This window comes from Paraburkholderia dinghuensis, assembly GCF_003837865.1.
Lineage (GTDB): Bacteria > Pseudomonadota > Gammaproteobacteria > Burkholderiales > Burkholderiaceae > Paraburkholderia > Paraburkholderia dinghuensis.
Genome location: NZ_RQIS01000006.1, coordinates 124,404 through 137,981 on the forward strand (window position 1 = coordinate 124,404; position 13,578 = coordinate 137,981).

Annotated in this window: 11 protein-coding genes; 9 read left to right on the plus strand and 2 right to left on the minus strand. The window is 61.8% G+C overall.

The annotated features are described in order from the left end of the window. Positions 1–8 precede the first annotated feature (8 nt). Positions 9–1,085 carry a LacI family DNA-binding transcriptional regulator gene (locus D1Y85_RS09990; protein WP_124150891.1) on the minus strand — a complete coding sequence of 359 codons (1,077 nt, stop codon included), beginning with the start codon at positions 1,083–1,085 and terminating at the stop codon, positions 9–11. A gap of 359 nt (positions 1,086–1,444) precedes the next feature. On the opposite strand from D1Y85_RS09990, the gene D1Y85_RS09995 reads away from it, so the two are divergent. From D1Y85_RS09995 to D1Y85_RS10035, 9 genes are all read left to right on the plus strand, one after another. Further along, positions 1,445–2,677 (plus strand): extracellular solute-binding protein, encoded by a 1,233-nt coding sequence (locus D1Y85_RS09995; protein WP_246024851.1) that lies wholly within the window; start codon positions 1,445–1,447, stop codon positions 2,675–2,677. 60 nt (positions 2,678–2,737) lie between these two features. Further along, positions 2,738–3,655 carry a carbohydrate ABC transporter permease gene (locus tag D1Y85_RS10000; protein ID WP_246024852.1) on the plus strand — a complete coding sequence of 306 codons (918 nt, stop codon included), beginning with the start codon at positions 2,738–2,740 and terminating at the stop codon, positions 3,653–3,655. A 3-nt stretch (positions 3,656–3,658) separates the two neighbouring features. Next, entirely contained in the window at positions 3,659–4,489 is an 831-nt protein-coding gene (locus D1Y85_RS10005; protein WP_124150893.1) for a carbohydrate ABC transporter permease, read from the plus strand. An 80-nt stretch (positions 4,490–4,569) separates the two neighbouring features. Continuing rightward, a complete protein-coding gene (locus D1Y85_RS10010) occupies positions 4,570–5,700 on the plus strand; it encodes an ABC transporter ATP-binding protein (protein ID WP_124150894.1) in 1,131 nt (376 codons plus the stop codon). Between the two features lie 85 nt (positions 5,701–5,785). Continuing rightward, positions 5,786–8,194, plus strand: a complete 2,409-nt coding sequence (locus D1Y85_RS10015) for a glycoside hydrolase family 3 N-terminal domain-containing protein (RefSeq protein WP_124150895.1) — start codon at positions 5,786–5,788, stop codon at positions 8,192–8,194. 77 nt (positions 8,195–8,271) lie between these two features. Continuing rightward, the gene (gene xylB / locus D1Y85_RS10020) at positions 8,272–9,039 is read left to right on the plus strand and encodes a D-xylose 1-dehydrogenase (protein WP_124150896.1); all 768 of its coding nucleotides are present in this window, start codon (positions 8,272–8,274) and stop codon (positions 9,037–9,039) included. After that, on the plus strand, positions 9,036–9,917 hold the full coding sequence (locus D1Y85_RS10025; protein WP_124150897.1) for an SMP-30/gluconolactonase/LRE family protein: 882 nt from the start codon (positions 9,036–9,038) through the stop codon (positions 9,915–9,917). The genes xylB and D1Y85_RS10025 overlap by 4 nt, the downstream gene beginning before the upstream one ends. Positions 9,918–10,038: 121 nt before the next feature. Next, entirely contained in the window at positions 10,039–11,049 is a 1,011-nt protein-coding gene (locus D1Y85_RS10030; RefSeq protein ID WP_124151049.1) for a LacI family DNA-binding transcriptional regulator, read from the plus strand. Between the two features lie 278 nt (positions 11,050–11,327). Beyond that, positions 11,328–12,098, plus strand: a complete 771-nt coding sequence (locus tag D1Y85_RS10035; RefSeq protein WP_124150898.1) for a YoaK family protein — start codon at positions 11,328–11,330, stop codon at positions 12,096–12,098. A gap of 170 nt (positions 12,099–12,268) precedes the next feature. Here the strand turns inward: D1Y85_RS10035 and D1Y85_RS10040 are convergent, their stop codons facing one another. After that, positions 12,269–13,324 carry an NAD(P)/FAD-dependent oxidoreductase gene (locus D1Y85_RS10040; RefSeq protein WP_124150899.1) on the minus strand — a complete coding sequence of 352 codons (1,056 nt, stop codon included), beginning with the start codon at positions 13,322–13,324 and terminating at the stop codon, positions 12,269–12,271. Positions 13,325–13,578 lie beyond the last annotated feature (254 nt).

Sequence of the window (13,578 nt, forward strand, 5' to 3'; positions counted from 1 at the left end):
GCAGTTCTTTATAGCCCGTTGCGTTGCATGCGCGATTTGCGAGGGGCCTGTGCCGGGACTGCACGGCGCAGCTCGAGCGGCGCCGGGCCAGTCGAGTCGCGTACCACCAGCTCCGCCGGAAATGTGATGCGCTGTGAGGCGGCATCGAAACCGGCGATTTGCGACAGCAGTGTATTGACCGCGGAGCTTGCCATCTGCTGGAACGGTTGACGAACGGTGGTGAGTGCCGGATGAAACTGCTCGGCCATCGGGATGTCGTCGAAGCCGATCACGGAGATGTCGTTCGGCACGCGCAAACCCGCTTCACGTACCGCGGCGATGACACCAAACGCGCTTTGGTCGTTGGCCGTGAAGATCGCCGTGGGCGGTTCGGGCATCGCGAGCAGCCCGGATGCCACCTCGAACGCAGTTATCTGCGAGAGGTCGCCCGTGACGACCAGTTCCGGATCGTGCGGCAGTCCGTGGCGGATCAGCGCGTCGTGATAGCCCCGTTGACGATCGCGCACACCCTCGATCAATTCGTCGCCGCCGAGATACGCGATCCTTCTGTGGCCGAGTTCGGCCAGATGATCGACCGCGAGTTGCGCGCCGCCATAGTTGTCGACCGACACAGACGGAAAGCGGTTCAGCGTTCCGCGCTGGTCGATCACGACCACCGGCAGGTTCGCGCTGGCGAGCGAATCGAGGCACAACGATTCGCGCGGCAGGATCGCGAGCAAGCCATCGGAGAACTGGCGCATGAGACCCATCACGTCGTGATGCGTGCGCCGGTCGTCGTCGGAGAGGGTGTAGACGAGTACCTCGCAGCCACCGGCACGCGCCGCGCGGCCGGCGCCCAGAATCAGTTCGCTGGAAAACTGCGTGTCGAGCGTCGGAGTAATGATGCCGATGATGCCGTTGCGGCCGCCGGAGAGCTTCTGCGCCGTGCGGTTCACGACATAGCCGATATCCGAGGCGATCCTGGTTATCTCGTCACGCGTTTCGCGGGACACACCGGGCCGCCCGTTGAGTGCGCGCGATGCGGTCATCTGCGAGACGCCCGCGAGACGGGCGACGTCTGCGAGTGTCGGGTTTTGTTTTGTCATTGTCTGACAGCCTGTTTCCCTGGATACGTCAGAGTTTTCTAGGAATTGGAACGTTAGCGTTATCGACATTCTGCCGGTCATTATCGCAGAACACAAGGCATATGCCCGCGGCGGCGGGCAGCGCCCGCATACACGACGGCGCTTGCCAGTTATCGGGCTTATGGCTGTGGATTAGGGTTTTCAGGGAGGCGGGTCACAGGTTAACCCGTATAGCGTTAAGCACTTCGCTTATCTAACATCCAGCAACGTTAAGGCTAACGTAGTGCCTATAACTTCACAACAGAGGAGACGTATCGATGGCGCATGCGGTTCTTTCGAAAGCCCGGCCGGTAGTTGGGGCAGTGGCGATGGTCTGTTCAATGCTTGCGGCGTCAACTGCCGCTTTCGCGGCGGACGCACAAGTAATCACGCAGTGGGACCAGCAGACCAACGCGACTTCCAGCAAGGTGCTGCGCGACGGCGCAGACCGCTTCGAGAAAGCGGTTCCGGGGTACAAGGTCGAGCAGTCGCACGTGCTCAACGAAGCCTACAAGACCAAGCTGAAAGTGGCATTCGGTGCCAACCAGCCGCCTTGCGTCTTCGAAAACTGGGGCGGCGGTGGCCTGCACGAGTACGTGAAATCCGGCCAGATCGTCGACCTCACGCCGTACCTGAACAAGGATCCGGCGTATCGCGGCCGCTTCATGAAGGCATCGTGGGATAACACGACGTTCGACGGCAAGACCTACGGTGTTGCTGCCGAAAACGCAGCGACCGCGGTGATCTTCTACAACAAGGAAGTCTTCAAGAAGTACGGCATCACGCCGCCGAAGACGTGGGAAGAACTGATGCACGTCGTCGATGTGCTGAAGTCGCACAACGTCGCAGCGTTCTCGCTCGCGAACAAGAACAAGTGGACCGGCTCGATGTACTACATGTACATCGTCGACCGTATCGCTGGTCCGCAAGTCGTGAAGGACGCGCTCGCAGGCAAGGGCAAGGGCTTCGAAGATCCGGCGTTCATTGAAGCCGGCAAGCGTATCCAGGACCTCGTGAAGGCAGGCGCATTCGCACCTGGCATCAACGGTCTTGATTACGATTCGGGCGCTTCGCGCCGTCTGCTGTACACGGGCAAGGCTGCCATGGAGCTGATGGGCGCCTGGGAAGCTTCGACGATCGCGAACGAAAACCCCGGCTTTGCGAAGGACCTCGACTTCTTCCCGTTCCCGACGGTGACGGGCGGCAAGGGTGACCCGCGCGACATGATCGGCACGGTGGGCGATGGCTTCCTGAGCATCTCGACCGAGTGCAAGAACCCGGACGTGGCGTTCAAGCTGATCCAGGCGCTGACCGACGAGCAGGCGATGCAGGCTCGTGCGACGGATGACCACAAGCTTCCGCCGGTCAACAACGTGAAGATCGACGATCCGTTCACGCAGCGTCTGCAGCAACTGCTGGCCGCCGCTCCGAGCGTGCAGCTCTGGTACGACCAGGCACTGCCGCCGGCTCTTGGCGAAATGCACAAGGACACGACGCAAGAGTTGTTCGGTCTCTCGATCACGCCTGAGGCCGCTGCGCAGCAAATGCAGGCCGCCTTCAAGAAGGGCGGTTAATTCCCAGTCCTTATGAAAAGTCCGATCGGCACCGCGAGGTGCCGGTCGGCATGAACGCTCGTGAATATCGCTATTACCGCTACACCTGAACGCCGGCTGCGCTTGTCGTCACAAGCGCTCGTCACGGTTGTGTTTCTCGCACCCGCGATCTTTTTGCTGGCCGTATTTCTGCTCTATCCGCTCATCTCCAGTCTGCAGCTGTCGCTTCTCGACTGGAATGGCCTCGGTAACACGGCCCGTTATGTCGGGTTCGCGAACTGGGAAAAGCTCGCCCACGACACCGTGTTCTGGCACGCGCTCTGGAACAACGTGATTCTGGCTGTCACGTCGATCGCTTTCCAGTTGCCCGTCGCGCTCGTGCTCGCCGTTCTGCTGGAAAAGGCGGGCCGTGGCTCGCGCATCCTCAAGATTCTCTATTTTCTGCCGCTCCTGATGTCGAGCGTGGCGATCGGTATTCTGTTCAAGAGTATCTACGATCCGAATTTCGGTCCGCTCAACGCAGCGCTGCAAGCCGTCGGCCTCGACAGTCTCGCGAAGGACTGGCTGGGCGACCCGCGTTTGTCGCTGGGTTCGACCATCGCCGTCATCATCTGGCAGAACGCGCCGTTCTACATGATTCTGTTCCTCGCCGGCCTCTCGTCGATGCCGGCTGAGGTCAACGAGGCCGCGCTTCTCGACGGCGCCTCCGAGTGGACCATTTTCTGGCGCATCAAGCTGCCGCACCTGCTGGGCACGGTGCGTACGGCTGTGCTCCTGTCCGTGCTCGGGTCGCTGCGTTACTTCGATCTCGTGTTCGTCATGACCGGCGGCGGCCCGGAAGGCTCGTCGGAAGTGATGGCCACCTACATGTACCGCACGGTCTTCAATTCGTTCCAGCTCGGCTACGGCAGCACCATTGGCTCGGCGATGTTCCTCATCGTCTGTGCGGTGGCGGCGGTATCGCTGCGCTTCACCCGCCGTTACGCAACCGAGGTCTGATCCATGAGCAAGAAACGTCGATTCCCGCGTGTGGGGATTCCTCTCCTCGCACTGATCTGGCTGGCCGTTACGACGCTCCCGTTTCTCTTCATGGTTGCGTCGAGCATGAAGACCCAGGAAGAAAACTTTTCGACGCCCGTGTGGGCGCCGCCGGGTCACCTGTATTTCGGCAACTACGCGGCGGTGATGAAGGGGCCGTACTTCACGTATTTCCGTAACAGCGTGTTCGTGGTGGGTGTGTCGGTGCTGATGATCGTCGTCTTCAGTGCGATGGCGGCCTACGTATTCGCGCGCATGCGTTTCAGGCTGAACAAGCCGCTTTTTGCGCTCATCGTTGCCGGCATGATCGTGCCGCTGCACTCGACGCTCGTGCCGATCTATCTGCTCACGCGCAACCTCGGTCTTTACGACACGCCGTTCGCGCTGTTCGGTCCGTATGTGGCCCTCAGTCTGCCGGTGTCGATCTTCATTCTGACCGAGTTCATGCGCCAGATTCCGCGCGAGCTGGAAGAGGCAGCGCAGCTCGACGGCTGCAGCCCGTTCCGCATCTTCTGGCGTATTTTCTTCCCGCTCTCGGGACCGGGTCTCGCCACGGTGGCGATCTTCAACGGCATCGGTCTCTGGAACGAGTTCATCTTCGCGTACATCCTCACGTCGACGTCCGAGCATCGCACGCTGCCGCTCGCGATCTGGGACTTCCAGGGGCAGTACGCGTCGAATATTCCTTCGATGCTCGCTGTCCTCGTGCTCACATCGTTGCCGCTGATCGTCGCCTACGCGTTCGGTCAGGAACGCGTAATCAAGGGGATGATGGCCGGCTCGCTCAAGGGCTGACCCGCATCGAACACCGCCTCGAAAACGTGCGGGCACACGTGGCCCGCGCACCGAACTTCGCGAATTTCGCATAAACCGATATGGCAAGCATTTCTCTCACCAACGTCCAGAAGTCCTACGTGAATGGTCACGCGGTGATTCGTGACGTCAACCTCGAAGTCGGCAAGAACGAGTTCTGTGTCTTTCTCGGGCCGTCGGGCTGTGGCAAGTCCACGCTGTTGCGAATGATCGCCGGTCTCGAATCGATCACGGGCGGCGAACTGCGCATCGATGGTCAAGTGATGAACGACGTCGAGCCGGCCAAGCGCCGAGTCGCCATGGTGTTTCAGAACTACGCGCTCTATCCGCATATGAGCGTGTACGAGAACATGGCGTTCGGTCTGCGTCAGGCCAAAATCGACAAGGCGACCATCGACACCAAGGTGCGTCGCGCGGCGGCGTCCCTGCAACTCGATCAACTGCTCGAACGGCGGCCCGCCGCGTTGTCGGGTGGCCAGCGCCAGCGTGTCGCGATTGGCCGTGCGATCGTGCGCGAGCCCGGCGTGTTCCTCTTCGACGAGCCGCTCTCGAATCTCGACGCCGCGTTGCGCGTACAGACGCGCACCGAAATCGCACGACTGCATCGCGAATTCGGCGACGCGAGCGCCGTCTACGTCACGCATGACCAGATCGAAGCGATGGCGCTCGCGGACAAGATCGTGCTGCTGCAAACCGACACCAACCAGAGCGGCCATGGCAGCATCGCCCAGATCGGCGCGCCGCTCGATCTCTATCACCGGCCTGCGAGCCGGTTCGTTGCGGGCTTCATCGGCTCGCCGAAGATGAATTTTCTGCCGGGCATCGTGAAGTCCATTGATGAAGGCGGCGTCGAGATCGAACTGACCACGGGCGAAATCATTCGCGCTCGCGTCGATGGTCGCCAGGTCAGCCCGGGCATGCAGGTCACGCTTGGCGTGCGGCCGGAGCACATGCGTCTTGCGGGCGAGGCAGACGATGTCCAGTCGATCCGCTGCTCGGTGCGCCTCGTCGAGCACATGGGCGAGCACAGCTACATCCACGTGGAGGGCGGCAGCCGTACGCCTGCCATGCTGATCGCCAAGCTTGCGGGTGATAGCCACCTGGTGCGCGATGAGCAGGTCAGACTCGCACTGCCGGCCAACGCTTGTCACGTGTTCGACAATCGCGACTTCGCCCTGCGGCGCCTCGACTGATTGCGCGGGCGGTTTTCGTATTGACGAAATTTCCGACCGAACGTCGCCGCTTGAAAAACGAATTGAATTTAAAGGAGTCCTTTTGATGTCGCTTCAGCACAAGAGCGAAATTCCGCTCTACCGGGACCCTGACGCCCCGACCGAGGCACGTGTCGCCGACCTGATGTCGCGCATGACGCTCGACGAAAAAATCGCCCAGCTTCACGCTGTATGGCTGAAGCTGTCGGCCGATGGCCATCATCAGCCGCGTTCCGAAGATTTCGCTCAGCGCGACGCCGGTGTGCCGATCGAGCGTCTGCTGCGGCATGGACTCGGACAGGTGACGCGTCCGCTCGGCACGCACACGGTCGACCCGAAAGAGGGCGTGCGCGCGCTCAATGCGTTGCAGCGGCAGATGGTGGAAGACACGCGTCTCGGCATTCCTGTGATAGCGCACGAAGAATGTCTCGTGGGTCTGATGACGAAAGATGCCACGCTGTTTCCGTCACCGCTCAACTATGCGGCGACCTGGAATGCCGAACTGATCGGTCGCGTTGGCGAGATCATCGGCGAGCAGGCGCGCTCGATCGGCTGCCATCAAGGGCTCGCACCCGTGCTGGATGTCTCGCGCGATCCGCGTTGGGGTCGCACGGAAGAAACGTTTGGCGAAGATCCGTATCTCGTTGGCGTGATGGCTTGCCACTATGTGGACGGGTTGCAGGGAGAGCGGCGCGATCTGCTCGCCACGCTCAAGCATTTCGTGGCCCACTCGGCCAGCGAAGGCGCGCGCAATCACGCGCCGGTGCATGTCGGTCCGCGGGAACTCAACGATACGTTCATGCTGCCGTTCGAAATGGCAGTCAAGCTCGCGAATGCCGGCTCGATCATGCCGGCTTATCACGACATCGACGGCGTTCCCTGCCACGCGAACCGTGATCTACTCGAAGGCGTTCTGCGCGAGAAGTGGGGTTTCGACGGGCTGATCGTGGCCGACTACGCAGGGGTCAATCTGCTCTACAGTCACCACGCTGTAGCACGCGACGCCGCAGCGGCGGCCGCGCTCGCGTTCAACGCGGGCCTCGACGTCGAACTGCCGGGGCATGAGTGCGCGCTGCATCTGGCGGAAGCCATCGAGCGAGGCGAAATCAGCCTCGCCACCGTCGACGCGGCAGTCGAGCGCGTGCTGCGCACGAAGTTCGACATCGGTCTGTTCGAACATCCCTACGCCGATCCCGAGCACGTGAACCTGCGTAGCGCCGAGGCGACCGACGTAGCCCACGAGGTGGCACTGCAGTCGGCTGTTTTGTTGCGCAACGAGGGAGTGTTGCCGCTGAAGCTCGACAGCGCTGCGAAGATTGCCGTGATCGGACCGACGGCTGACGATCCGCTCGCGCTGCTCGCGGGCTACAGCTTCCCGGTGCATCTGATCAATAGCGGCGAGCAGTCGGATCTGGCCATGACGACGCCGTTGCAGGCGTTGCGCGATCTGCTCGGGAAAGACCGGGTGATTCACGCGCGTGGCTGCCACATCATCGAGGAACGGCGCGCGGGCGCGCCCGTGTTTCCGGGCGACGTGCCACTGGCCGCCATGTCCGAAGACAAGGTCGATGAACTGATCAGCCAGGATACGTCGGACATCCCCGCGGCGGTCGCGGCCGCAAAGCAGGCTGAAGTCGCCGTCGTGTTTGTCGGCGATCTGGCCGGACTCTTTCAGTCAGGCACGGTGGGCGAAGGCTCCGACACGGACAGTCTCACGCTGCCCGGTGTGCAACAGGCGCTCCTCGCTGCGGTGGTCGAAAGCGGGACGCCCACGGTCGTGGTGATGACGGGTGGCCGTCCGTACACGCTCGGCGGTCTCGAAGACAAGGTGGCCGCGCAGATCATGGCGTTCGCGCCGGGCGAGAAGGGCGGCGAAGCCCTGGCCGAGCTGATCACCGGAAAAGCGAATTTCAGTGGACGTCTGCCGCTTTCCGTGCCGAAGAGCGCAGGCGCGGTGCCGTACACCTACAATCACCGGCTCAAGAGCGCGGGTACGCCCGTGGCTTACCACTTCGGATCGCGCTATCCGTTCGGCTTCGGCCTGAGCTATACGCAATTCCAGTTCGACGGGCTTGAATGCTCGACGCGGGAAGCGGCAATCGCGGACGGTACGTTTGAATTCAGCTTCAACGTGAACAACGTGGGTGCGTGCGACGGCGAAGAAATCGTGCAGATCTACGTGCACGACAAGATTGCGTCGTCCGCGCGGCCTGTGCGTGAGCTGAAGGCATTTGCACGCATTCCGGTTGCTTCAAACGCTTCGGCACGCGTGCGGGTACGCATTCCGGTGGACATGCTCAATTTCACCGACGCAAGAGGCGAGCGCATCGTCGAACCGGGCGACTTCGATTTGATGATCGGCAGTTCGAGCCGGGATATTCACCTGAGCGAAACGCTTACCGTCGTGGGCCACGCGACCCGCACGCTCGAGCGCGACTGGCGCATGGTCAGCGAAGTCGAAATCGTCGCGCAATGACAGATAGGCGGCTGGCGCCTTAACACGAGCGCCAGCACGCTTGATCTCGTAACAACCTGGGAATCTGGGAAATTCTGATGTCGTACGCAATTTATCCAAGCCTCATTGACAAGACCGTCGTGATCACGGGCGGTGGTAGCGGCATAGGCGCCGCCATGGTCGAGGCGTTCGCCGAACAAGGGGCGCGTGTCTTCTTTCTGGACGTGGCGGAACGCGATGCACTCGATCTTCAGGAGAAGCTTCGTGACTCGAAGCATCCGCCGCTGTTTTACCGTTGCGATCTGCGCGACCTCGATGCGCTGAAGACCACGTTTGCGGATATTGCCGCGCGCGGTGCCCCGGTCGAAGTGCTGATCAACAACGCCGCCAACGACGACCGGCATGAAGTGAGCGATGTGAGCCCGGCCTACTGGGATCAACGCATCGAGGTCAACCTGCGCCATCAGTTTTTCTGCGCGCAGGCGGTCGCGGACGGCATGCGCAAACTCGGGCGCGGCGTGATCCTGAATCTGGGCTCGATTTCGTGGCACCTGGCGACGGCCAATCTGAGTATCTACATGACCGCAAAGGCGGGCATCGAAGGACTCACGCGCGGCCTGGCACGGGATTTCGGCGCACACGGCATCCGTGTGAACTGCATTATTCCGGGCGCCGTGCGTACACCGCGCCAGATGAAGCTCTGGCAATCGCCGGAGAGCGAAGCGAAGATCGTGGCGGATCAATGCCTGCAGCAGCGCATTGACCCGGAACACGTCGCGCGGATGGCGCTGTTTCTTTCCTCCGATGATGCAGCCCGCTGCTCAGGACGCGATTATTTCGTCGATGCGGGATGGTACGGCGGATGAACTCGACAACACCCGTTTGCGTCTGGCCCGTAGAGGCCGTGCTTGGCGAAGGACCCGTATGGCGTGCCAGTGAAGACGCTGTGTACTTCGTCGATATCAAGCAGCGCAAGCTGCATCGCCTCACGACAGCGACGGGCGAGACCCGCACGTGGAGCGCACCTGCGCAGATCGGCTTTGTCGCGCCGTATGCGAACGAGACATTCGTTTGCGGCCTGCAGGGTGGTCTCCACCGCTTCACGCCTTCGAGCGGTCAGTTCGAACTGCTCAAGCGAATCGAAAGCGAGCTTCCGGGCAACCGTCTCAATGACGGGTATGCCGATGCGCGTGGCCGTCTCTGGTTCGGCTCGATGGATGACGCCGAGGTCGACCCCAGCGGTTCGCTGTACATGGTCGATGAAAATGGCGAAATCGTCGTTCGGGACAGCGGCTATGTGATTACGAATGGACCGGCGATGAGCCCGGACGGTCGCACGCTTTACCATGGAAACACTATCGAGCGGGTCGTTTACGCATTCGATGTCGCGAGCGACGGAACCTTGAGCGGCAAGCGCACGTTTGCAGCGATCTCGGGTACCGGCTATCCGGACGGAATGGCTGTGGATTCGGAAGGATTCGTGTGGATCGCGCTATTCGGCGGTGCTCGCATCGAACGATATTCTCCGGCCGGCGCGCTCGTGGAGGAGATTGCGTTTCCCTGCTCGAACGTCACCAAGCTTGCGTTCGCTGGCCACGATTTGCGCACCGTATACGCGACAACGGCACGCAAGGGTCTTTCGCAAGAGCAGTTGCGCGAGCAACCCTTGGCTGGGGGACTGTTTTCATTCCGTTCGCCGGTTCCGGGACAAGCGCAGGCTGTTTGCACCGCGGCGCTGGGGTGAAGCAGGCGTTGCGCCGTGCGCGCACTTTCGCGGAATCAGCCGGTATGATACGGGTTCTCACACTCCACGGCTTCCGTTCATGAGCGCAACGCCCGCTCACCCGCTTTCCGTACCGCCCCGCATGTCGGATGTTGCCCGGCTCGCCGGGGTATCGAAGATGACTGTTTCCCGCGTCCTGGCGGGGGGCAACGTATCGCAGGCCACGCGCGAGCGGGTACAGAAAATCATCGACGAGCTCGGCTACGTGGCCGACGCAGCAGCGGGCGCCTTGTCGTCGGGGCGCTCCGATTTCGTCGCCGTGCTGGTGCCGTCGCTTTCCAGCTCCAACTTTTCCGATACCGTGCGCGGGCTCAGCGCGGCGCTTGCGCCTCACGGCCTGCAACTTCTGCTTGGCGACACCGATTACCGGCTCGAAGAAGAGGAGCAGCTCGTCCGCTCGATGTTGCGCTATCAACCGCGATGCGTAGCGCTCACCGGAAGGCATCACACCGATGCGACCCGCACACTGCTGCAGCGCGCGGGCATCCCGGTCGTGGAAATGTGGGATCTGCCGGGCGATCCGATCGACATGAGCGTGGGCTTTTCCAATTCGAGGGCCGCGCGCGCCATGGTGCGCTATCTGCACGAGAAGGGTTATCAACGGATCGGCTATCTCGGCGGCGCGAGCGAACTCGACCGGCGCGGTCTCGAACGGATGCGGGGCTATGTGGCCCAGATCAAGGCGCTCGGTCTTGGCGAGCCGCGGGTCATCCGGCTCGGTGAATCCCCCATCACGATGAGCCATGGCGCGCCAGCGCTCGCTGCGTTGCTCGAAGCATGGCCCGACACGGACGCGGTGATGTGCGTGAGCGACATGTCGGCCTTCGGCGCAATCATGGAATGTCATCGACGCGGTTTGTCGGTGCCTGACGATATTGCGGTCGCGGGATTCGGTGACTTCGAGGTTGCCGCGTGCTGCCATCCGACGATCACAACGGTCTCCGTGGATGCCTACGGCATCGGCCTGCGTGCCGGTGACGCTTTGCTGGCCGCGCTCGGTGTGGCCGCGCCGGATGCGTCCGCCCCACAGACGCAGTCGCACGCGAAGGCCACCAAGGTCGAGTTCACGGTCGTGCCGCGACAGAGCGCTTAAGCCGCTGCGTGGACACGGGCCTCGGCCGCACGAGGTCGGCCCAGCGGGGGTAGACCGCATTTAGCCTGCGAATTCCCGTTTATTTGACGAAAATGCGCGACGAAAACGCGCGACGAAATGCGGTATATTCCAACACTGAAAGATGGAATCCGATTCCGGCCGCGATTCATGCGGCCCCATGAAATGCCCCAATCATGACCCGCAGGCGCGCATCAGACCATCGTTTGCCGGGGTTTGCTGAAAGGGCAGAACACTGAGCGAGCTGCGATAGATACACCATGCCAGTCACTTACTTTCGTAATCTCGCGGGCAAGGATCGCAACCACAGCTCCAATCGGCATCTCGGCTTTTCGCTCGCGTTTGTTGCAGGCGCCGCGAATGCGGGGGGCTTTCTCGCCGTCAAACAATATACGTCGCACATGAGCGGCATCGTGTCCGCCATTGCCGACGAGGCAGCGCTCGGCAATCTCGCCTTGGCGTTTGCGGGCATCGCGTCGCTCTCATCGTTCGTGCTCGGTGCGGCCTGTTCCGCCGTGCTCATCAACTGGGGACGGCGTAGGCAGCTGAACGGCCGGTACGCCTTGCCATTGCTGCTCGAAGCTGTCCTGCTACTGTGCTTCGGTCTGCTCGGCGGCCATCTCGCGCTGTGGCAGGCATTCTTCGTGCCCTTCACCGTGGTTCTGCTGTGCTTCATCATGGGGCTGCAAAACGCGATCATCACGAAGCTGTCGAATGCCGAAATCCGCACGACTCACATGACTGGCATCGTCACCGACATCGGCATTGAACTCGGCAAGCTGTTCTACTGGAATTCGAGTAGCGCCCGCTCTGGCGAGTCCGATGTGTACGCGGACCGGCAGAAGCTGCGCGTGCTCGGCACGATGCTCACGATGTTTCTTTCTGGCGCCTTTGCAGGCGCGCTTGGCTTCAAGCACGTCGGCTACGCTGCAACGATTCTGCTGGCCGGCATCCTTGTCGTGCTGGCCGCCGTACCGATGGTCGACGATCTTCGCGAATGGGCCAGACGACCGGATAGCACGGCACGCTGATATTGCGGAAACCGCGCCAGGGTGCTTTCCAGGGTCCCGTTGTGCGATTGCGCGAGCCACGGGTCAGCCCGCCGATTCCCGCAGAACAAAGCCGCGGCGCGATGCCAGTGACTTGAACGTCGCGCCCGAGAAAGGCCGTACGAGCTAACCGGGCAGGGTGCTCGTGGCCACTACGCGTGAACCGCCGCTACTCGCTCGGCCAGCTTGGTGTCGTAGCTCGAATGGACGTGCACACGCTTTTTGTCCGGATAGGCGTAGGTATAGGCCTTGCGCAGCGCCAGCGAGGCTTCATGAAATCCAGACAGAATCAGCTTCTGCTTGTTTGGATAGGCGGCGATGTCGCCAGCAGCAAAAATGCCGGGTCGTGAACTTTCATAGTAAGACGTATCGACGGAAATCCGCCCCGCCGGACCGGCGATACCCCAGTTCGCAATCGGACCAAGCGCTGCGACCAGTCCGAACAGCACGAGCATCTGATCGGCGTCGATGCGCACCGAACCGTCCATCTGGCGAACCTCAATCGATTCGAGCGGCCCTTCCGACGCGTGCAACCCGGCAATCGTGCCGATCACGAAATCCATCTTCCCTGCGGCGACGGCCTGATGAACGCGGGCCACGCTCGAATCGGTCGCGCTGAAGCCGTTGCGCCGATGGACGAGGGTGACGCGCCGCGCGATCGGTAGCAGCGCGAGCGCCCAGTCGAGCGCCGAGTCACCGCCGCCCGCGATCACGACGTTCTTGCCGGCAAAGATGTCGGCGTCGGAGACGCTGTAATGGACATATTGGCCTTCGAGCGTTGCCGCCTCATCCAGTGTGAGCCGCTGCGGCACAAATGCACCATTGCCCGCTGCGATCAGAATAGCGGCGGCATCGAAGGTGACACCCTTGTCGGTGCGCGCAAGCCAGCGGCCACCCTCCAGTTGTTCCAGCGTCTCGATACGCTGACCGAGATGCATGGCGGGTTCGAACGGTCGACATTGTTCAATGAGACGATCGACAAGATCGCGCGCTGTGCACGATGGAATAGCCGGAATATCGTAGATTGGCTTGTCGGGGTACAACTCGATGCACTGCCCGCCGGGCCTCTCGATGCCATCCACGATCTGACACGAGAGCCCGATCACGCCTGCCTCGAACGCCGCGAACAGGCCCACGGGACCGGCGCCTACAATCAGCACATCGGTGCGTATATCGGACACGCTGGAACTGGTTGTCGTGGATATCATATGGATTCCTTATGGACGTCACGCGGGACGCACGAGAGCCCCACGCCCTTCACCATACAGTTCCAATACCACACCCGCAACGAAACTATTACAGCTTGCGCGGGATACGCCGGGGTTTAAGGAAAATGCAGTAGCGTGCCGGCACTTTCCGCCAGCGTGCGGAAATTTTGGTGGTTCCCCGATGTAGCTCGGGTAAACGAAACCGGCTCGCCACCGCGACAAACCGCAATGGCGAGCCAGTAGGGGAAACCACC